The organism is Paraburkholderia sp. 40, from assembly GCF_050434105.1.
In the GTDB taxonomy this organism is placed as follows: Bacteria; Pseudomonadota; Gammaproteobacteria; order Burkholderiales; family Burkholderiaceae; genus Paraburkholderia; species Paraburkholderia tuberum.
In genome coordinates this window covers 1,007,906-1,027,597 of sequence record NZ_JBNPVY010000002.1, presented here as the reverse complement: position 1 = coordinate 1,027,597, position 19,692 = coordinate 1,007,906, and the positions used below count along the sequence as shown (strand labels likewise).

The window sequence follows — 19,692 nt, the reverse complement described above, 5'->3', positions numbered from 1 at the left end:
GCATCGGCTCATTCACGGGCGGCACCAGACGCTCGCGGAACCTGAATTGAGCACTTCCGCTTCAGCGTGACGGTGGGCGAGAGATCCCGTCAGCCAGAATATCCGTCGCCAGTCTCGATTGAAAAACGTTACCGGTCCGCATCCACGCACGCATTGAGCCTTGAATTCTCGCGGCTGACGGCTAGGCTGAAACCATCGAGCGGCGACACGACGCTTTTACTGTGACCGTGAGCGTGGGCGGGCGAGCGGAAATCCGCGCATCGCACGCGTCGACACACACCGAACCGCCCAGCTGCAACCGGTCCAGCTTCGAGTCGATCACGACGTGCGCGGAGGAAGTCGTATGCGGACTGCGAGCGTGTCCGTTGCAACGCCATCCTTGCTGGAGACATTGGCGAGCGCAACGTGCTCCGCCCCGCTGCGCTGCACGCTGCTGCCGACTATATCGAACGGCAATGGGCGATACGTGGCTGTGCGGTGACGCGCCAAAAGTATCTGGTACGGGGCGTCCAGTGCGCGAACGTCGAGGCGGCGCTGCCAAGCTGTCTTGAGCCTGACGAAATCATCGTACTGGGTGCGCATTACGACACGGTGCCCGGCAGTCCGGGGGCCGACGACAACGCCAGCGGCGTCGCGGCGCTGCTCGAGACGATGTTCCTGCTTCAGGCGTTTGCGCCCCAGTACTCCATGCGCTGTGTCGCGTTCGTGAATGAGGAGGCGCCGTTCTTCTTCCGCCGCGACATGGGAAGCCTGCGGTATGCGAGGGCGGCACGTCTGCGCGGGGATCGCATTCGCCTGATGCTGTCGCTCGAGATGCTGGGCTACTACCGGGACGAGCCAGGCACCCAGGTGTATCCGCCGCTGCTGCGTTGCTTCTATCCGTCAAGCGGCAATTTCATCGGCTTCGTTTCCAACCTTCGCTCGGCGCAGCGACTGAGATGGCTAACCAACGCGTTTCAGGCCTCGTCGGATTTTCCGCTGCAACGCGCGGCGTTGCCGTGGTGGGTGCCGGGCGTCGCGCTGAGCGATCACTCATCTTTTTGGCGCGAAGGCTTTCCGGCTGTGATGGTCACGGACACCGCGTACCTGCGCAACCCACACTACCATACCGCGCACGACGTCCCCGCGACGCTCGACTATGGCCGCATGGCTGCCGTGACGCTCGGGCTCGCAGCGAGCGTCGCGTCGCTCACGCCCACGCCCGCCAGACCCGGCATGCGGTGAGTCCAATCCTGCTCGGGAGCACGCGGGCCCGTTGGAAACCACGCCGAATCAAACCGGATCAAGGATAGGAAGCCGCCGCGGCAAGATAGAGCAAGACCGCTATCACGACCACTGCGGTAAAGCCCAGATGAATTGCCAGTACCGTCGCCAGAACTGCAGCCATCACGGAAGTGCACGCGTTGACGCCCCAGGCCCACGGCACGAGCATTTCGGCGCCGGCAGCAACGCGGCTGAGCCCCAGCGGAAAGGGCATCCCCATCGCAAACGCGAGCGGCGCGACGAGCAGCACGGCGATCACGATCCTGGCCGGATCGGATAGCGGGATCAGCAACGGGAACAGAGCGGGGAGCACAAGCAGGTAGAAGGACGAGATGGCGGAGATCGCACCGATGGCCGTCGCCGCGACCGACCAGCGATTCGTATTCCTGCACGGCTGCGGCGCGTAGCCGGCCAGGAGCGCCTCGCGGCCCTGCAGGCGCTGCGTGTACCGGCTTCCAAGTCCCGCGAACGAAAGGAACGCGCATAGCACGACGGCGACAGCGTAGAGCGGGTGACTCAGGAGCAGGATGAACTTCTGGATGAACGCGATTTCGATGAACATGAAGGCGAAGCCGATCGCGACGAAATATATCGCGACCCTACATCCGGATATCGCCGCCACCGAAGCAGCGGCGTTACCGCGGGAGGTAGCCTTTAAGAGCGGCGAACCATGCGCCGTGCGCTGGCGGCGCGTCATTACCCAGAGAGGAAAGAGGATCAATGCCATGGCCGTCAACGTGGCCTGAAGCAGCGTCGCGATCAGTACCGGATAGCCCCATTCCAGCAAGGGCAGGCCACCTCGCCCCTTCAACGCGAGAAACTCAGGCAGCGACCGCCATTTGAAGAAGTGAAAGAAGTACGGCTTGTCGTCCGTGGCGGGTCGGACGTCGAACTTGTAGCGTGCCCAGAACGTGTCTCGCCCGGGGCTCAGCAGAGCGCGCGCGGCTTCGAAGAAGTAGGGTCTTTCAAGCACATTGTAGCGATTCGCTTCGTCGGCCTGCATCCCCGGGTAGTATCCGACGTCGAACGAACGGGCGCGGCAGAAGGTGCCCAGCGCGGCGATGTCCGCGTCATCGAACTCGCCGTTCTTGACCAGCAGCGTCGCGGTATTCCAGCCGCGGATCAGCACGAGCCGACGAAACGGTTGCGTCACGCCGGTGCTCTCCATCGCCAGGACGCCCGTCGCAAACAGCTTCAGGACGTCGCGCGGGGGCAGCGTGACCCAGCGCGTGATCGCCAGCATGCCACCCGGGTTGAGATGGCGCAGATAGTCCTGAAACGCCTGCACGGTGTACAGGTAGCTCTCGGAAAGTGCGTAAAGGCCGGCCGAGGAGGCGCTGAACGAATCCAGCAAAGCGACCTGGATGAGATCGTAGCGCTCGCTGCTCGCGGCGACGAAACCCCGCGCTTCGCCGATCAACATGCGAACGTTGGGTGCGCTGTAAGGCTTGCCAGAAAAATCGGCGAAGCGGCGCTGCACCGCGTCGACTATCTGCGGATTCAGTTCTACCGCGTCGATCGCGCTCGCTTCGTGGTACAGCGCCTGCAATACGTCGACTCCAGCGCCGCTGCCAAGCACGAGGACTTTGGGCCGCCGCAGCAAATGATAAGGAAGCGCGGAGGTCAGATAGTCAAGGTAACCGAGCGGTTCCCGCCGTCCGTCATAGCGATTGAGCGCGGACAGTCCGTCGCCGTCGGTAAACACGCCGAGTTGCGGCGGCGGCTCCATCGTCGCGTTGAGGCTCAGCCCGGGCGCATGCCGGAAAGGAATCAAGGGGCTCTCTACCACCGTGACGAGACCCAGCGGGCTCGAGCTTTCGGCGACCACGTGCGCGTCCTTGATGCGCAGGGCCTGGCTCAATTCCTTGTACTCCGACGGCCGCAATGCGAGCCAGTCGCGCGGCAGGCCGACGGCCAATACGGTCGCGGCGCCGAGCAACAGGGCCGGCAACCACGGCCGGTGCCAGCGGCATTCGACACATGCCAGCGCCGCTGCCGCAATGCCCGCAGCACCCAGTAACCGTAGCGCATCCAGTGGCCGGAGCGCGAATAGCACGCCAATGATTGCGATGCTGCCCAAGCCCGCCCCGCCGATGTCGAAACTGTAAATGCGGGGAATCTGATCGTTGAACCGCGTGAACGTGAGACAGACGCTGGTCGCGGCGCAAAAGAAAGGAACGAAGAGGAGCAGATAGATCAGGAGCAGGCGCAAAGGTTCGCGCGGATCCCACAGAATCTCCAGCGGGTTGAACGCGACACGCTGAGCGAAAGCGAACGAGGCAACCGAAAGAACGCCGAACAGAAATGCGCTGCCGACGAACACGGCTGCGAACCGGGGCGCGAGCCAGCGTTGCGCCAGCGCAACCATCGCGCCGGCTGCTCCGTAACCCAGCAGGGCGACGCTGATCATCATGTACGCGAAGTGATGCCATTGAATGATCGAAAAGAGTCGCATCAACAGGATCTCGTAACCAAGCACTGCGGCCGAGAGCAGGGAGAGGGCGAACAACGGCGCGGCGGGCATGATTGCGTGTACCTGAAGGGGGTGGAGGACGGGGCGCGCTCAGCCCATGCTGATGGGGGGGCGCGTTGTCCCTTTGCGTCGCCTGATTCCCGCGCAGAATCAGTGCCCGACGAGCGGCACGAAGCTGACGGGCAGAATCTGTCGCGTGGAGACGGTCCCGTCGTTCGCCTTCGTGATCAGCAGCAGATACTGTGTCAGAAACGGCGCGCCTACCGGAATGACAATCCTGCCGCCCGGCTTCAACTGCCGCACGAGAGGAGGAGGGACATGGCTCGCGGCGGCCGTGACGATGATGGCGTCGTAGGGTGCGTGGGCTTCCCACCCGTAATAGCCGTCTCCCACCGTGGTGTTCACCCGCTTGTACGCGAGCCGCTGCAGGCGCTCCTGTGCCACCTTGCCCAAAGGCTCGATGATTTCGATCGTATATACTGCTCGCGCGAGTGTCGAGAGGATCGCCGCCTGGTACCCGGAGCCGGTGCCGACCTCCAGCACGACATCAGTGGGCTTGATCATCATCAGGTCGGTCATCAGCGCGACAATGTACGGCTGCGAAATGGTCTGGCCATAGCCGATGGGAAGCGGCCGGTTCTCGTAGGCGTCGCGCTCCTCGCCAGGCCGGACGAACTGGTGGCGGGGCACCTGGTCCATCGCGTCGAGCACGCGCGGATCGATGGCGGGTCTGCCGGTTGCGGCGAAGGTTTCGGCCGTGAGATCCGCGATGTCGTTGATCATTTTCGCACGAAGGGGCGCAAAATCGTCGGCCGCGTGAATGCCGCAAGACATCCACACCAGAGCAATTGCTGGAATCAGGGTGCGCAGCCAGCGCAGCATGACTGGTTTCACCGTGCCGCCCCTGTTGCCTGACGTGCTGCAATTCTACGCCCGCGCACGCGCGGTCGGACAGGGCGCGCCCGGCCCGCCGCGTGTCAGGCGCAGCCCCCGAGCTCGTCGCCCAATGGCGGCGGCATGCGCTGATACAGCTGACTGACGTCTGAATGAGGATGCCCGGCTCGGGCCACTTCACCGCATGGAAGTGGCTACCAGCGAGCGTCGCATTAACCGTCGCATTAACGATGCAATGGCCTTGATTCCGGAATGCGCGAGCGCATCGCTTCACAACGAAAAACTTCGACACCCGTGAGTGCCGGAGTGTAGCGCTTGCCGCGTGTCAGACATCATCGCTGCGAGCTCTGCGCAACTTCCGACGTCAAGAAAGACCCGCCGGTCTAACAGAAGAGATCTGTTGTAACACTCAAAGCGCCGAACGACTATTGGACCTCGCATGGGATTCGCCCAATGCCGAGCAAACAGGAAACCGAATGGCCGGAGAGCCATTGAGAGCGGTCTTTGATCTCTCGCAACGGCATACGTCCGTTCCGGGTCGAGAGTGTGAGTTCGCTGATGCGGAAAGCTGCCGTAGGGTTGCTCGATGACGTCACCGTCAGCGGTCCGCCACATTGCTGACGTAGAACACCAGCCGTGCCAATGTCTGCAATGGCCGAATTGCGGATGTAGGCAACTGGCTTTTGTGATAGAACATCCGCGTCACATTCAATAAAGAAAATCAGGCGCCTAACTAATAGCGGACGAAAACGCCGGCTATTAGTCCCTCACTGCTAAGGGTGCCGAAGGACGGATACGACCCCAGCTAACCGTTGTCCATACGCGAATCGCTTGACGAACCGATCCCACGGCGAACCACTTTCGAGCGACCGTCAGTTCGCTAGTCGCGACGCTAACTGTGTGCGTTGGACAATTCACCACGGATCCCAGATGTCGGCGAAGCCAGGCTTTAAATTACGCTTCCTCAACTCATCCCCGTCTATCTGCGGATAAAGGCGGTAGATTCTTAATGGTCGCATATTTGCGGACGATTCACCCTCTGGAGGCCAAACTGGTGAAAGTGCCCGAATGCTTTCTGGTTCAAGTCTTTGAACGAGAGTCAGATACGGCTGAAAAACATGTGCGAATGTCGGATGTTTGTAAATCCTGTCATGAGCGTCCCAGATCGCCCAGTGAGCAATTGCTGTTGCTCGGGCGTCTCCAACTAATTTAGCTTCCCGATACAAGCACCAGAGTGCAACAAATCTAATTAACTCGATGCCGTGCGGGTCTGAGGGGGCGGTCAACCCTTCAGTCGCCACTTCCGGTTCGTAGTAGTTACGTGTTTGCCGATCCCTGTCGCCCTACGTATATGAAGGGTCTCAGTCGCTACGAGCACCAGGAGATTCGCAGCCGGTTCAAAGAAGCCGGAGAGAAGGATTTAGCTAAGGTCGGAGAGCATACGTTGCATCAGGCTCGAGCCAAATTATGGCGAGACATTCGAGAAGCGGCAGGTGCCATTAAAAAACGCGTCAAAGAGCGTTGCTCGGGGGCAAGTCGGCACAGGTTCCAGTGCCTGATGACGAACCGGCGGATGTGTCGATGGAGGAGATCAACATAGTAGATCCAGCAACAAATGCTGTTACTTCAGGTTCTGAGGAGGTAAAGGTAACCTCGTCGGTCGCGCTAACTCCGCCAGGTGTTAATCCATTTCGGCTGTCAGATGCGCGTGTGAAGGAGGCATACATGGAGCAGTTGAGGGATGAACGATCACCTATTGGCTCGTCCAAATCCATTTGCGGATGAATCGCCGCAAGGCGTCCTCCTCAGGGCCGCTTTATTGAACGGATGGCGATCACCGTTAGAGATGTTGCTCGCCTTTCAACTGCGGTTTCGTCGACCAGTACTGACTGACCCAAAGGTGCTTCAGGAGATATTTGACACATTGGGCATATCGTCACTGGCGTCCACGGTCGTTTTTAACGGCGAAAGGGATTTCTTTCTGAGTTATGCAGCACGACCACGGGCTTCGTTGCTCCGAGCATACGCGACACCTGTCTGCGTTTCATGTCTTTGCGAATGCGATTATCTTCGCCGTCGGTGGTCCAACCGACTTATATGTTCGTGCGTTATTCATAAGCAGGCGTTGCATTTCGAATGTCCTGAGTGCAGACAAACGCTCGGGTTGGACCGTGGTGCCCCCTCTGTCTGTTCTTGCGGATTTGATTTGCGGAAGGCAAAACCCCAGTCAGCGTCGCCTTTCGCGATGTCTATTGAACGTGCATTCGCCCGAAGAGATCATGAACTCGTTGGAGATCTCGTACGTCTTTTTCTCCTTCTCGAAGATATTGACTTTACGCGTAGCGAAGAAGATTTTGATTGGTCAAATACGGCCGCCGCCCTCTCACTGAATGATAGACGGTCGATTGACGGGCTTGCCGCTTTGCTGCGTCGCAACAGCAGTGCGGAAACTCCGCAACGGACGCTCCGTCCTCTGATGAGATACGGATCAGTGGCCCGGCTCCGCGCACTACAGGCGATCCGTATGTTTGGCCCCGAGCGTCGCGAGGGGTTTTAAGCTATTTTAATTGCTTTTCAATTAATAAGTTTTATCGTCAACAATGATACGAGAAGTCGCCGTGAACTTCCAAAATCTCATCAAGTTTGACGTGGAAGGCGGAAAATCTCATCTGGCGTGTCGGGCAGTCTCATTTGAGTTGGCGCTGAGCCGATCCGCGGCAGCGAAAGCCGCGCTTGTGATCTCAGTTATCCGGTCGTCTTAAGCCACGCGGCGTTTCAACACTCGGTAGTTAACATATGTTGCATTTATTTTTTTAATGGCAACATATGTAGACGGCTGGCGCAGCAGCCCGCCATCCATCAGGAACCTGCCGCACGATTGGAGATACCCATGAAAGTGATGAATTGGTCCACTGTTGCCATGCTCATGGCGGCAACGTTGGCGAGTCCGGGCGCGTTCGCGCAGGACGCGACGCCCACGCTCGCGAAGATCCAGCGAAGCGGCGTGATCGCGATTGGCCATCGCGAGACGTCGGTACCGTTCTCGTACGTCGACACGAACAACGAGGTGGTCGGCTTTTCGCAGGACCTGTGCAACAAGGTCATCGATGCGGTCAAGGCGAAAACGAAGCGTCCGGACCTCAAGGTGCGCTTCATCCCGGTCACCTCGCAGAATCGCATTCCGCTCGTGCAGAACGGCACGGTCGATCTCGAATGCGGCGTGACGACCAATCTCGTCGCGCGCCAAAGCCAGGTGACGTTCGCCGACACGTTCTTCGTCGCGACGACGCGTCTTCTGACACGCAAGGACTCGGGCATCAAGGACTTTCCGGATCTCGCGGGCAAGACGGTCGTGACGAATCAGGGCACGACGTCCGAGCGCATCCTGCGCAAGATGAACGAGGACAAGAAGATGAACATGCAGATCATCAGCGCGAAAGATTACGGCGAAGGGCGTCTCACGCTCGAAAGCGGCCGCGCCGTCGCGTACATGATGGATGACGTGTTGCTTGCCGGCACGCGCACGCTGACCGCGAAGCCGTCGGACTGGATCATCACCGGCACGCCACAATCGTCGGAAGCGTATGGCTTCATGTTGCGCCGCGACGATCCGGAGTTCAGAAAGCTCGTCGACGACACGCTCGAACAGGTGATGAAAGGACCGGAAATCCACACGATGTACGACCGATGGTTCATCAAGCCGGTGCCGCCGAAAAACATCAGCTTCGACTTTCCGATGAGCGATTCGCTGCAACAGCTTTACGCGACGCCAAACGACAAGGCGCTCGAATAACGGCTTTGGCCGCTATTGCGCGTAGGAATGGTTTCTTGTGGCAGACTTTTGCTCTTTCCTCTATACCTGGCTATAGGCGGCGCGTTTCGGTTGAACGTCGCCTATAGCTGGAACGGAGGTGCAAAGTGAAGAGGCCGATGGAATCTTCGCGGCGCGGACGGATTTTCCCCAGTGGAATTCTTCGTGCTGCGCTGGCGTTGGCAAGCGGCGTATTCATGGTGTCCGCAAACGCCGACGCACAAATGCGCGCGATTACGATCATATCGGGCACCTATGGCGAGAATTGCGGCGCGCCGCGCGGCAACCTGACTCGTGAGCTCGAGCGTCATTGCAACGGACGGGAAACTTGCGATTACGCGCTGCCCGGTCTGCACAAAGGTGGCACGACGATGGCATGCCCACGCGACTTCCACGCCGAATGGCATTGCGACCACGCGGACTTCCACACTGCGGCGCTGGGTCCCGGCGCGAAATCGGGCGACACGCTCGTGCTGGGTTGCGTCGAGTCGCGTGGCGCGGGCAAATAGCTCCATGCGCGAATAAAAAGGCCGAGGCCCTAACGGGGCTCGGCCTTTGATTTTTACTGCGGTCTTTTTAGCTGGCTTTACGAACCGGCGCGAAGCGCCGCTTGCTGAGCGACGGCCCGATACGACGGAATCGTTCCCGTTTGTGTTCTTCTTCGAAGTGCGCGAGCGACGGCTTGACCAGATCGCTGCGCGACACGATCCCCACCAGACGCATGCTGTTGCGATCGGCGACCACCGGGAGGCGTTCGAGCCCCAGCACGGCGAGCCGCGTCGCCACCAGCCGGCAGGTTTCGGATGACAAAGCAAACGCGGTGTTGTGTTGCGCGAACACGTCGGCGAGCGTCATCGCGCGCTTGCGTTCCGTGTCCTCGGCGCAGAAGCGTTCGAGCAACATGCGGTCGGCCACGCCGATCACCGCGCCGTCGCGCACCACCGGATACGCGCGGCGCAGCTGGTTCGCGCCGAACAGCGTCTGCAGCGTTGCGCCGACCGTCGTGGCGGCATCGACCGATTCGACCGAGGCGGTCATCACTTCGTCGACATAGTGGCGCTCGAGCGGATCGACGCCGTACTCGCGATAGATGTGATAGCCGCGTCGCGCGATTTTTTCGGTCATGATCGAGCGCCGCATCACGACCGTGGAGAAGCCGTGCGCGATCAGCGTTGCCGTCAGTAGCGGCAATAGCGCGTTGGCGTCGTGCGTGAGGCCGAACGCGAACACGATGGCCGTCAGCGGCGCGCCGAGCGTGGCACCAAGCGTCGCGGCCATGCAGACGAGCGGCCACAGCGCCGGTTCGCTGCCCGGGAGCCAATGCGCGAGCACCGCGCCGAGTCCGGCACCGAGCATCAGGAGCGGTGCGAGCACACCGCCCGACGTGCCCGAGCCGAGCGCGATGACCCACATCACCGCCTTCACGGCGAGCAGCAAAAGGGCGACCTGCACCGCAATGTGCTGATGCAGCAGATCGCCGATCACGTCGTAACCGACGCCGAGCGCGCGCGGTTCGAGCCAGCCGCCGATGCCGACGACGATGCCGCCGAGCGCAGGCCACCACATCCAGTGGATCGGCAGCTTGCCGAACAGGTCTTCCACCTTGTAGAGCGCGGCGGACAGGCCGGACGCCAGCGCGCCCGACAACACGCCCGCGACCACGCACGACAGCAGCGACCAGCCATCGGGCGCGGCAGTCTGTAGCGGAAACAGCGGACCTGTACCGAAGAAAATCACGCGGGCGAAGCCAGCGACCGCGCACGCCACCGCGACTGGCAGGAAGCTGCGCGGCCGCCATTCGAACAGCAGCAGTTCGACCGCGAGCAGCACGGCCGCGAGCGGCGTGCCGAACACCGCGGTCATGCCGGCCGCCGCGCCCGCTACGAGCAGCGTCTTGCGTTCCGCCGACGTGACCTTCACGCACTGCGCGATCAGCGAGCCGAGCGCGCCGCCGGTCATGATGATCGGGCCTTCCGCGCCGAACGGCCCGCCGCTGCCGATCACGATGCCCGACGACAATGGCTTGAGCACCGCCACTTTCGGCGACATCCTGCTCTTGCCGAACAGGATCGCCTCGATCGCCTCGGGAATGCCGTGGCCGCGAATCTTTTCGGAGCCGAAGCGCGCCATCAGCCCGACGATCAAACCACCGATCACCGGCACGCCGATCACCCAAATGCCAAGCGTATTGGTGGCGGGCGAGCGGTCGACGAACGACAGCGTGCCGAAGAAAAACAGATTGGTGAACAGGCGAATCAGGTTCAGCAGAACAAAGGCGGCAATCGTGCTGACGAAGCCGATGCCTGCGGCGAGCGCGAAGATGCCGGGCAGCCGTGCATTCGCCGCGAAGTCGCGTTTGTGGGAATCCATGCTCATGGTTAGTCGAGGTCGATCCGTGGAACCTGGAAGGAGCCTTCGAGCGATCTCAATTCGGCGCGATGCAGTTCCGCAAGCCGTTCGAGTACCCGTTCTCCCGCTCTTTCGATGTGTACTTCAACCTGGCGGCGATCGGTCTCGCTGACCTGGCGGCGCACGAGATTCAGTGCCTCGCAGCGCGATACCAGCGCGACGACGCCGTGATGTTGCGCCTGCAGACGCTCCGCGAGTTCGCCGACGGTCGCCCAGTCGCGCTCCGGATAGCCCTTGATGTGCAGCAACAACAGGTATTGCAACGGCGTGATGCCCTCGCTTTGCGCGGCCTGCTCCGAGAAGCGCTCGAAGCGCCGCATCTGGTAGCGAAATTGCGACAACTGCTCGAAATCGCTCTTGAGGAGCTTGCGAGTCCGTACTTTCATGGCAAATCCGCCGATGCGAAGAAAACCGAAAATATATCACGTCATGACGTATATAAGCGAATTGCGGCCGTCGCAACGGCATTGCGCGGCAGGTCTCCTCGGTCTTTTAATTGAAAATCAGGCCGCCTCGCGGGCTCGGGTGGCGGTTTGCCGATACAGGCCGGAGATCAGGTCCACCTGCGTGATCATGCCGACCGCGCGGCCCGCGCGGTCGAGCACCGGGATGTGGTGATGGCCGAAGTTCGCGAACATCGGCACGAGTTCCGTGATCGGATCGGTGACGGCGACGGTGCAGACGTCGGTGGTCATCACGCTGCCGACGTTCGACGTGCGAAGCGCATCGCCGCGCAGCCAGCCGTCGAAGTAGTTCAGGATCGGACTGAGCGCGCCGAAGCTCCTTCTGTCGACGAAATCGGCGCGCGTGACGATGCCTAGCAGTTTCTGCGCCGCGTCGACGACCGGCAGCGCCTTCACGTTGTGGCGCTCGAACAACTGCCATGCGGCGGCGGCGCGCGTGCCCGGCGACACCGACACGACGTGGCGCGACATCACGTCTTCGCAGCGCAGTTCGTCGAAGCTGCGCGAGAACGCCTGAAGCTGAGTTTCGCGCAGCAGTGAATAGAGGTCGTCGGTGTCGATGTCGAGCAGTTCGTCACGGCGCCCGAGCACGGCTTTGACGTCTTCGCGTGTGAAGCCGACGCGCGCGGCTTCGTCGGCCGCCTGACTCGGCGTCGCGCGGTCCTGGCGTCCCGCATGCGGATAACGGTGGCCGGTTGCCGCGTGATAGACGAGCGCCGCGAACAGCAGCGCGGCCGACTGGATCGCGATCGGTTCGAGCACGAAGCGGTAGCCGAGCGCATGAATGACCGGGCCGCCCAGCACTGCGGTCAACGCGACCGCGCCCGACGGCGGGTGCACGCAGCGCAGCGCGAACATGCCGGAGATCGACAGCGCCACCGCGAGGGCGGCCGCCAGCGTCGGATCGCCGATCAGCATCGCGCAGGTTACGCCGACCGTCGCGGACACGAGGTTGCCGCCGATGAACGACCATGGCTGCGCGAGCGGGCTCGCGGGCACCGCGAACAGCAACACGGCGGAAGCGCCCATCGGCGCGACGAGCAGCGGAATATTTGCGACGGGGCCGAGCAGCAGATACATCAGACCGCCGGTGAACGCGATGCCGAGCAGCGCGCCGAGGCACGAACGCGCACGCTCGTGCCATTTCACGGTGACCGGTGCAGGGAGAAAGCTGGCAAACCAGCCGAGAGCAGGAGAGCGGGACAAGATAGGAGCAGAAAGTAGTCGATGATGCCGGGCCCGACATTACCGGGGAGACCCTGGCAACGCGAATACAGTCTGGTCATGATTATATTTCAATATGATATAAAAAGTTCTCCGCCCCTTGCGCGGCACGCGGAATTTGTCACATATCGCAGACAGTCGAGAACACGGCCGACGTGCTTCTGCATGGCCCCAAATCACCCCTCGGCCCGTTCTTATTTATCACGTCGTGATATAAAATGAGAGCAGACGGATTGGGAGGACCGGTTGGCCCGTTGCCTGATAGACCGATAAAGGAGCCATCATGATGATCACGTTTCAATCGACGGCGTCGCCGGATGTCGTCATGCTCAGGGATCTCGCGCAATATCTGCTTGGTCTGATCGGCAAGCGGCTCGGCGAGCGGGGCGTTATCAGCCACGACGAGCTGCACCGCGCGATCGATCGGCTCGAAGCCGCCATCACCGAAGACACGGCCGCGGAAACGACCCTTGAAGCGTTGCACTGCTCAACCAGTAATCAACGCGAGTCGCGCAACCGGCTGTCGCAGCGCGCGTGGCCGTTTCTGGACATGATGCGTGCGGCGCGCGACTCGGACGCGGACATCATCTGGGGGCTGTAGTTCGTCGAGGGAATCGCGATGAAACAACTTGCGTCGCGTCGACGTTTCACAATCCTCCTTATTTCGGTTTGCGCCGTTCCGCTTGCCTATGCGTTCTCACCCGCGCAGCAGACCGGCCGATACCCGCAGCCGGTGCGCGGCTCTTGCACCGCATCGTGCGGCACCGGAGTGCGAAGCAGTGTGATCGGCGTATATGGCGGCACCGTTGTCGACCAGTTGTCCAGCGGAGCGGTGGTGCTCGTGAGATGGCCGAACGGTTCGCCGCACGAGGCATGGACCGCTCGGTTGCATGGCTATGGTTTGCCCGTCGATCCCGCGGCAAACGCTGCTCATGTTTTCTTTCTGTGGCCTGAGTCGTAGCGCGGTGTTCCTGATCGCCGCGCCGAGCAACCGCTATTTCAGGGCAGGGATTCGGTGGTAGCCGAAACTCGCAAATAGCGCCTGTTTGACGGCGTTTCTGTAGGTATTTGCATGCATCGGCGTCGCGCGGTATATATCACGAATTGACATATAATTAATTGACCACGTGCCGCGCGGCGCAAGGAGGTTCTCATGTCGAGCTTCAAGCGCATTCTTCTCTGCTACGACGGAACTCGCGAAGGACAACACGCGTTGAAGGACGGTGCCGCTCTCGCGCAAGACCTGAACGCTGAAGTGCATCTGCTTTCCGTGCTCAACAATACGGCGTGGATGCAGGGCGCGGACATCACGTCCGCGGTGCCGGTCGATTTCATCAACGAATCCGCCAAAACGCTGCTCGACGAGGGCTTACAGAAGCTCGCCGCACGCGGAATTCGCGCGACCGGTCATCTCGCGATCGGCGAACCACTCGATGAGATTCCGTTTTTCGCTAACGATCTGAAGGCCGATCTGGTCGTCGTCGGTCATCGTCGCAGTCATGGACTCGCGCGATGGTGGGGTGGCCGGCACGACGGACTGCTGCTCGATCGCGTGACGTGCAGCGTGCTGGTGACGATGGGCGCGGCAACCGATGCGCCGGCCGCAGTCGCAGGCACGGGCGAGATCGCGCGGTCCGCCGAACATTCATGAGCGTCGTTTTGTGTGTTGAGTTGTGTTGCGTTGGCACGGAGGCACACCATGAAAGACGTCGACGAACCGTTCAATCATCCTCAGCCCGTCAGGCACAGCGATAACGAACAGAGCAAGCTGCCGCAGCGCGCCGCCGATGCGCAGCGGCCGAAGAAAAAACCCGAAGGCGAGCCGCCGGTCGAGTGACGAGGGGCGGCGCCACGCCGTTCAGTTCGCGCGGAAACACTAAAACGCTGCCAGCCCGAAAGCCTGGCAGCGTTTTGTCATGCATGCAAACCGCTGGCACAGGCGACCGACATCACGTCAGACAATCAGAAGTCGGTGCTGACCGAAAACAGGAACGTACGCGGTGCGCCCTGGGTCAGGTACGTCGTCGCGCCGTAGGCCGACACGGCTGACCAGTACGCCTTGTTCGTCACGTTCTGCACGGTGGCGCGCAACGTCGTCCTCTTGCCGTAGATGGACGTCTCGTAACGCGCCCCCAGGTCGAAGCGGCTCCACGACGGGATCGACAGCGTGTTGGCCGCGTTCGCTTCCTGAGCGCCGGTATGGATCCAGCGCGCGTTGACCGCGAGCCCCGGCACCATCGGAATGTCGTAATCGGCGCCCAGGTTGAACAGGAAAGTCGGCACGCCCACCGGACGGTTGCCGTCGTACGTTCCGCCTTGTGTGTTCTCGAGCGTCGCGTCCATCAGCGAAGCGCCGGCCAGCAGACGCAGGCCCTTGAGCGGCTCGCCGTGCACTTCGGCTTCGAGACCGCGATGGCGTTCGTTGCCGTTCAGGCCATAGATATGCGTGGCCGGGTCGGTGAACGCCGACGGCTGTTCGATCTGGAAAGCGGCAAACGACGCACCGAGCCTTTCGGTGTCGTACTTGACACCCACTTCCCACTGCTTCGTGCGGACCGGCGCCAGTTGTTGACCGTAGTTCAGCGTGCCCGCCGGGGCGATGCTGCCCGCGGCCAGCGCTTCGCTGCGGTTCGCGAAGATCGACACCTTCTGCGTCGGGCGCAGAACGACGCCGAACAGCGGCGTCGTGATGCCGTCGCTGTAGTTGCCGCTGCCGATGCCCGTGTTGTCGTAGTTGGCCGTCGCGATCTGCTGGCGACGCGCGCCGACGGTGAACAGCACCCGGTCATGCAGGAAGCCGAGCGTGTCGGACGCGGACACGCTGCGGATCACCGTGGCGGCCGTCATGCCCGGATCGGCCAGGTTGCCGCCTGACATCGTCGTGGCCGGGTAAGGCGTCTGCACCGTGTTGTAGAGCGAGACCGGCCCCATGAAGGCGTAGGTCCACGCGGAGTTGGTGTTCTCGCTCGTGATGGCGCCGCCCGCCGCAACCATATGCGACACCGGGCCAGTGTCGAAGCGGCCGCGCACGCCGACTTCGGCGGAGGTCGAATTCTGGTTGTACGGCACGCCGAGACGGGCACCGGTGACGCCGGTCGACGAATAGGTCGGCGAGTAGTACTCACCTTGCTCGACCGTGCGGCGCACACCACCGGTCGCATAAGCGGTCCAGCCCGGCAGGAAGTCGTATTCGGCCTTCAGGATGCCGACGGTGTCTTCGAGGTTCGTGTACGACCAGTTCTGCGCGTAGTTGTACGTTGCCGGCGGCACGGCGGGAATCGCGTCGGTGAAGCAGACGACCGGGCGGCCGTCGCTGACGTGCTCGCGCTGATACAGGAAGTCGCCGGACAGACGCAGCTTGTCGCCGCGCCAGTCGAGCGCGACGGCCGTGGTGTTGTCGCGGCGGTGTTCGCCGTCGATGCTCGTCTCGCCGTCACGATTCGCCTGGTTCACGCGGATCCCGAACTGGCCTTCGCTGCCGAAGCGTCGGCCGACGTCCACCTGCGCGCCGAACTCGCCGGAGCCGCTGGTTGCGAGTGTCACGTTGGTGGTCGGCGTGTCCTCCGCTCGCTTCAGCTGCACGTTCACGCCGCCGCCGATCGCCGAGCCCGTCGGCGAAGCACCGTTCAGGAACGCGTTGGCGCCCTTGAACACGTCGACCCGCTCGACCGCCGCGGTCGAGACCAACTGGCGCGGCGTAACGCCGTACAGACCGTTGATCGAGATGTCGTCGGCATTGAGCTGGAAGCCGCGAATCACGAACACTTCCGAGAAGTTGCCATAGCCGTACGCGGTTCGCACCGACGGGTCGTTTTCGACCACGTCCGCGAGCGTGCGCGCCTGCTGATCCTTGATCAGCTTGGCCGTGTAGGTCGTCATGCTGAACGGCATGTCGATGTTGCGCTGCTTGCCGAGCACGCCGTAGTCGGCGCCGCGTGCGACCTGGCCGCCTGCGTATGTCGGCGACAGGTCGCCGGGCAACTCTTCGACGGCGGCCGCCTGAACCTTGATGGCGGGCAGCGTGCCGTCGGCGGCGGGGGCGGAGTCGGTGGATTGAGCGAACGCGCTGGCCGGGACACTGAAAGCGACGGCGATGGCGGCAAGGATGGTGGCGCGATGCAGAGTGGCTTGAGCAGGCGTGGCCTGCGGGCGATTCCAGCGTGAAACGGACATGAATTGGAAAGTAGGCGTGCTCGTCGATCTTCCGTCCCGGGGCGCTAGTTGGAATCCGGGCGGCATTTTTCCTGGTTGCACGCGCGGATGATGCCGTTTATGTAAGCAGTCCGAGCGCGGAACGAAAGGTTCGGCGGAATTATAGTGCAAATAGGAATCATTCCTATTGTAGAGACGCAACGTTTTACAGAACTGATGGCAAAAGTGGAGGTTTTCGATGACGTCGAGCCGCCGCGACGCACCGGTTTGACGCCGACGCAGGCGCGGTACAGCGCTTGCTACCCGCCCAAAGGTTTACTCGCAGGCCGCCATACATGCCACGAAATCCGACTACCTGCCAGAGGTGGAGCGCCCGAGAGGTCCAGCTATTGCACGACGTGCCGCGCGTGCTCGTCATCGACGACAACGAGAACGCCGGCGAAGCGCTTGCCACCTGGCTTTCCTACGAGGGCGTCGAGGCGCGCGCCGCGACCGGCTGCACGGCGGCGCTGCACTGCGTGCGCAACTGGGTGCCCGACGTCGTCGTGCTCGACATCATGATGCCGGAGCGCGACGGCTACGAAACGGCGAGCGCGCTGCGCCGCTATCTGCCGACGCACAGCCTCGGCATCGTCGCGTTTACGTCGCTGGACGAGGACCACGTGAGGCAAACCGGCCGCGAGCGCCACAACTTCGACGGTTATTGCCAGAAGGGCACGGCGCCGGCCGCGCTGCTCGCACTGCTGCGAGGGTTGTGGCGCGGCTAGCGACGGGGCGCGCGTCGATAAAAAAGCGCGGCGGCGTGGGCATCGCTCCACACCGCCGCGCTTTTCAACCGCGCTCTTTAGTCGGACGCGCAACCCGCCGCGCTCAACTGCTCAGCTCTTTCGCGCGGTCTGCATCCAGCCGGCTTGCACGCCGAACTGCGCGATCTGTTTCGCGACTGCATCGGCGAGGCGCTTTGCATCGTCCGACACGCCCGCGCGCTTCGTTTCGGTCACGCCGTGCAGGCCCGCGCCGGCCGCTGCCGCGGTCGCGACGGTGCCGGCCGCCGCGCCGACCCCGGCGGTTTCGACCATGCCGGGCATCTTGCCGCTGTCCGCGTTGGCCGTGAAGCTCTGCACGACACGCGGCGTGCCGCCCGCGGGCTGGTAGACGATCCGCACCGCGCTGCTCACCTCGCTCTTGCCCGCGCCCAAGCCGATCAGCGTGCGGCGACGGCGATTGCCAGCGTCGATCGTCTCGAAGCTGCCTTGCACGAGCAGCACGTTCTGGCCGGCGGGCACCGGCGCGTCGGTGCGCACCGCGTGCAGACCCATCGCCTGCAGCTGATGGACGATCTCGTCGGCGACCTGCTCGCGCACCTGGGCGGCATCGGCAACCTGCTTCTGCGCGTCCGACGAGCCCGACATCTGCATCTTCAGTTTTTTCAGCATACCGCCGTTGTCGAGCTTGACCTGCTGCGGATCGGCATCGAACGTGTAGACGTAGATCGTGTCCGGATGCATCGTCGATTGCGTGCCTGCGTCGGCCGTCGCGGACGTGCTCGTCGCGCTCAGATTCGTGACGCTGGCGCCGGCGCAGCCGCTCAGCAGCGCGCCGCCGCACACGAGTGCCATGCAGGTGAAACGGGCGGCGTTCTTTTTGATGAAGTTCACTGAAGTCAACATGATGATCCTGTGGTCGGCACGCGGTGCCAGTCTGTTCGAGTCCATCGCCGATGATCGGGCAACCGTGGGATCGTCGATCATCGGCGAAGGGATTCGCACGTGAAGCCTTTCGATCTCATGCGTCTGTGATTCGTCACGCACCGGCAGCGAACGAAGTATGGGTGAGCGGCTCGCCGAACTCCATTCAACAATTATTTCGAGCGATGTCACGGCGAAACGAAGAAGAGCGCGCGGACGTCGAGCCGCCGATCAGTTCAAAGCGAGCTTGACGATGCAGCACAGGACGAAAACTAGCAGGGCGGCGGCAATGGCCATGTCAAGCGGATAGCGCATTCCTTCACCCTGCCCTGACGTTGCGGAGCTCCTATCGTAATCACCTGACGGAAGATGAAAAGCGTCAGTGAAGCGCCAATGTGGGACAGGTAACGTAGTCCCGGAAAGCTGCGCGGGGCGGGGCGGCGGGAGCGCTTCCGGCGCAAAGAAAAAGCGCCACGTGGGGCGGCGCTTTATTCGCAATTCGCGATGAAAATTTATTGCGGTTGTGCCGCTGGCTGACCCGGCGGCGGACCATGCGGCGCCTTGTTCGCCGCCACGAGATCTTCGGCGAGACTCGTGCGTAGCGTCGCGATCGCCTGCTCGGGATTGGCGGGCTTCAGTTGCTCGCGCGCGAGCGAGTCGTACACGTAGTGACGCAGCATCGGGTCCTGGGTCTTGTTCAGCACGTCGTGGTAGACGGCGATGATCTCGCCTTCATGACCGTTTAGCGCGTATAGACGGCGCAGTTGTTCGAGATCATTGATCACCGCGAAAGCTGGGCTCGGATGACCCATCATCGGACCATGCCCCGGCGGCCCGTCGCCGCGCGGGCCGCCGTCGTGCATAGCGGCGGGCGGGGGCGGCGGCATGCCGTCGTCGGCGAGCGCGGCCGTCGCGATGATGCCAAGAACCGCGGCCACGGCCGCGCCGAAGAATGCTTTTCTCATGATGTCGCTCCCATCGAAAACAGCGCCGGCGCCACGATGGACCGGCTCCTCGCAACGATAGTCGACCCGCTGATTCGTCGGGTTACGAAAGCCATTCAGTAACTTTCCGAGCCTTTCGCGGCGCGCGGCTTAGCGGCGCGGACCTCGAAGCGACGCAAGTTGCCGTGAACCGGTTTTCGCCAGGGTGAGCCCGCTGGCGCAACCCAGCCAGATAGCGCATGATTGCTCCGATGTGCCGTGCGACCCCAAAAGCACCTTGCTGTGGCGGCACGCGCGGCACACGCAGCCGCCGGCATCGGCGTCGCGCCTGGTGCGGGCGACGCAGAGGCGATGAGTCTTCAACCGCAAG

At 62.4% G+C, this 19,692-nt stretch carries 16 protein-coding genes; 8 read left to right on the top strand and 8 right to left on the bottom strand.

Annotated elements, in window-relative coordinates:
- Positions 1-405: 405 nt before the first annotated feature.
- The gene (locus tag OKW28_RS05915) at positions 406-1,224 is read left to right on the top strand and encodes a M28 family peptidase (RefSeq protein ID WP_429444174.1); all 819 of its coding nucleotides are present in this window, start codon (positions 406-408) and stop codon (positions 1,222-1,224) included.
- Positions 1,225-1,282: 58 nt separating this feature from the next.
- Here the strand turns inward: OKW28_RS05915 and OKW28_RS05910 are convergent, their stop codons facing one another.
- Both OKW28_RS05910 and OKW28_RS05905 read right to left on the bottom strand, forming a co-directional pair.
- Entirely contained in the window at positions 1,283-3,787 is a 2,505-nt protein-coding gene (locus OKW28_RS05910; RefSeq protein ID WP_429444173.1) for a spermidine synthase, read from the bottom strand.
- A 99-nt stretch (positions 3,788-3,886) separates the two neighbouring features.
- The gene (locus OKW28_RS05905; protein WP_429444172.1) at positions 3,887-4,618 is read right to left on the bottom strand and encodes a protein-L-isoaspartate(D-aspartate) O-methyltransferase; all 732 of its coding nucleotides are present in this window, start codon (positions 4,616-4,618) and stop codon (positions 3,887-3,889) included.
- 2,902 nt (positions 4,619-7,520) lie between these two features.
- On the opposite strand from OKW28_RS05905, the gene OKW28_RS05900 reads away from it, so the two are divergent.
- The gene (locus OKW28_RS05900; protein ID WP_429444171.1) at positions 7,521-8,423 is read left to right on the top strand and encodes a glutamate/aspartate ABC transporter substrate-binding protein; all 903 of its coding nucleotides are present in this window, start codon (positions 7,521-7,523) and stop codon (positions 8,421-8,423) included.
- Positions 8,424-8,638: 215 nt separating this feature from the next.
- Positions 8,639-8,950 carry a hypothetical protein gene (locus OKW28_RS05895; protein ID WP_429444170.1) on the top strand — a complete coding sequence of 104 codons (312 nt, stop codon included), beginning with the start codon at positions 8,639-8,641 and terminating at the stop codon, positions 8,948-8,950.
- A gap of 67 nt (positions 8,951-9,017) precedes the next feature.
- On the opposite strand, the gene OKW28_RS05890 is transcribed toward OKW28_RS05895, so the two are convergent.
- The 3 genes from OKW28_RS05890 to OKW28_RS05880 form a co-directional block, all read right to left on the bottom strand.
- Positions 9,018-10,817, bottom strand: coding sequence for a chloride channel protein (locus OKW28_RS05890; protein WP_429444169.1), 1,800 nt, complete (start codon positions 10,815-10,817; stop codon positions 9,018-9,020).
- A gap of 2 nt (positions 10,818-10,819) precedes the next feature.
- Positions 10,820-11,236: a MarR family winged helix-turn-helix transcriptional regulator gene (locus OKW28_RS05885; protein WP_429444168.1), complete on the bottom strand. Its 417-nt coding sequence runs from the start codon at positions 11,234-11,236 to the stop codon at positions 10,820-10,822.
- A gap of 117 nt (positions 11,237-11,353) precedes the next feature.
- The gene (locus OKW28_RS05880) at positions 11,354-12,520 is read right to left on the bottom strand and encodes an HPP family protein (RefSeq protein ID WP_429444167.1); all 1,167 of its coding nucleotides are present in this window, start codon (positions 12,518-12,520) and stop codon (positions 11,354-11,356) included.
- A 301-nt stretch (positions 12,521-12,821) separates the two neighbouring features.
- On the opposite strand from OKW28_RS05880, the gene OKW28_RS05875 reads away from it, so the two are divergent.
- The 3 genes from OKW28_RS05875 (at position 12,822) to OKW28_RS05865 (ending at position 14,375) form a co-directional block, all read left to right on the top strand.
- Positions 12,822-13,139, top strand: coding sequence for a DUF1840 domain-containing protein (locus tag OKW28_RS05875; RefSeq protein ID WP_429444166.1), 318 nt, complete (start codon positions 12,822-12,824; stop codon positions 13,137-13,139).
- A gap of 552 nt (positions 13,140-13,691) precedes the next feature.
- A complete protein-coding gene (locus OKW28_RS05870) occupies positions 13,692-14,189 on the top strand; it encodes a universal stress protein (protein WP_429444165.1) in 498 nt (165 codons plus the stop codon).
- A gap of 48 nt (positions 14,190-14,237) precedes the next feature.
- A complete protein-coding gene (locus OKW28_RS05865; RefSeq protein WP_429444164.1) occupies positions 14,238-14,375 on the top strand; it encodes a hypothetical protein in 138 nt (45 codons plus the stop codon).
- 125 nt (positions 14,376-14,500) lie between these two features.
- Here OKW28_RS05865 and OKW28_RS05860 read toward each other — a convergent pair whose 3' ends face one another.
- Positions 14,501-16,711 (bottom strand): TonB-dependent receptor, encoded by a 2,211-nt coding sequence (locus OKW28_RS05860; protein ID WP_429444163.1) that lies wholly within the window; start codon positions 16,709-16,711, stop codon positions 14,501-14,503.
- A 314-nt stretch (positions 16,712-17,025) separates the two neighbouring features.
- Here OKW28_RS05860 and OKW28_RS05855 point away from each other — a divergent pair, with 314 nt between their 5' ends.
- The gene (locus tag OKW28_RS05855; protein WP_429291618.1) at positions 17,026-17,457 is read left to right on the top strand and encodes a response regulator; all 432 of its coding nucleotides are present in this window, start codon (positions 17,026-17,028) and stop codon (positions 17,455-17,457) included.
- A 111-nt stretch (positions 17,458-17,568) separates the two neighbouring features.
- On the opposite strand, the gene OKW28_RS05850 is transcribed toward OKW28_RS05855, so the two are convergent.
- Positions 17,569-18,360: a DUF4410 domain-containing protein gene (locus tag OKW28_RS05850; RefSeq protein WP_429444162.1), complete on the bottom strand. Its 792-nt coding sequence runs from the start codon at positions 18,358-18,360 to the stop codon at positions 17,569-17,571.
- Between OKW28_RS05850 and OKW28_RS05845 the strand changes: the two genes are divergently transcribed.
- Positions 18,338-18,463, top strand: a complete 126-nt coding sequence (locus OKW28_RS05845) for a hypothetical protein (RefSeq protein WP_429447002.1) — start codon at positions 18,338-18,340, stop codon at positions 18,461-18,463. The two genes, OKW28_RS05850 and OKW28_RS05845, sit on opposite strands and share 23 nt — an antisense overlap.
- A gap of 427 nt (positions 18,464-18,890) precedes the next feature.
- Here OKW28_RS05845 and OKW28_RS05840 read toward each other — a convergent pair whose 3' ends face one another.
- A complete protein-coding gene (locus OKW28_RS05840) occupies positions 18,891-19,343 on the bottom strand; it encodes a hypothetical protein (RefSeq protein WP_429444161.1) in 453 nt (150 codons plus the stop codon).
- Positions 19,344-19,692: the final 349 nt, after the last annotated feature.

Excerpts from the sequence above, each read along its gene's own strand:
- OKW28_RS05910 (WP_429444173.1), bottom strand. The coding sequence starts at position 3,787 with ATGCCCGCCGCGCCGTTGTTCGCCCTCTCCCTGCTCTCGGCCGCAGTG.
- OKW28_RS05905 (WP_429444172.1), bottom strand. The coding sequence starts at position 4,618 with ATGCTGCGCTGGCTGCGCACCCTGATTCCAGCAATTGCTCTGGTGTGG.
- OKW28_RS05900 (WP_429444171.1), top strand. The coding sequence starts at position 7,521 with ATGAAAGTGATGAATTGGTCCACTGTTGCCATGCTCATGGCGGCAACG.
- OKW28_RS05895 (WP_429444170.1), top strand. The coding sequence starts at position 8,639 with ATGGTGTCCGCAAACGCCGACGCACAAATGCGCGCGATTACGATCATA.
- OKW28_RS05890 (WP_429444169.1), bottom strand. The coding sequence starts at position 10,817 with ATGAGCATGGATTCCCACAAACGCGACTTCGCGGCGAATGCACGGCTG.
- OKW28_RS05885 (WP_429444168.1), bottom strand. The coding sequence starts at position 11,236 with ATGAAAGTACGGACTCGCAAGCTCCTCAAGAGCGATTTCGAGCAGTTG.
- OKW28_RS05875 (WP_429444166.1), top strand. The coding sequence starts at position 12,822 with ATGATGATCACGTTTCAATCGACGGCGTCGCCGGATGTCGTCATGCTC.
- OKW28_RS05870 (WP_429444165.1), top strand. The coding sequence starts at position 13,692 with ATGTCGAGCTTCAAGCGCATTCTTCTCTGCTACGACGGAACTCGCGAA.
- OKW28_RS05865 (WP_429444164.1), top strand. The coding sequence starts at position 14,238 with ATGAAAGACGTCGACGAACCGTTCAATCATCCTCAGCCCGTCAGGCAC.
- OKW28_RS05860 (WP_429444163.1), bottom strand. The coding sequence starts at position 16,711 with ATGTCCGTTTCACGCTGGAATCGCCCGCAGGCCACGCCTGCTCAAGCC.
- OKW28_RS05855 (WP_429291618.1), top strand. The coding sequence starts at position 17,026 with ATGCCACGAAATCCGACTACCTGCCAGAGGTGGAGCGCCCGAGAGGTC.
- OKW28_RS05845 (WP_429447002.1), top strand. The coding sequence starts at position 18,338 with ATGAAGTTCACTGAAGTCAACATGATGATCCTGTGGTCGGCACGCGGT.
- OKW28_RS05850 (WP_429444162.1), bottom strand. The coding sequence starts at position 18,360 with ATGTTGACTTCAGTGAACTTCATCAAAAAGAACGCCGCCCGTTTCACC.
- OKW28_RS05840 (WP_429444161.1), bottom strand. The coding sequence starts at position 19,343 with ATGAGAAAAGCATTCTTCGGCGCGGCCGTGGCCGCGGTTCTTGGCATC.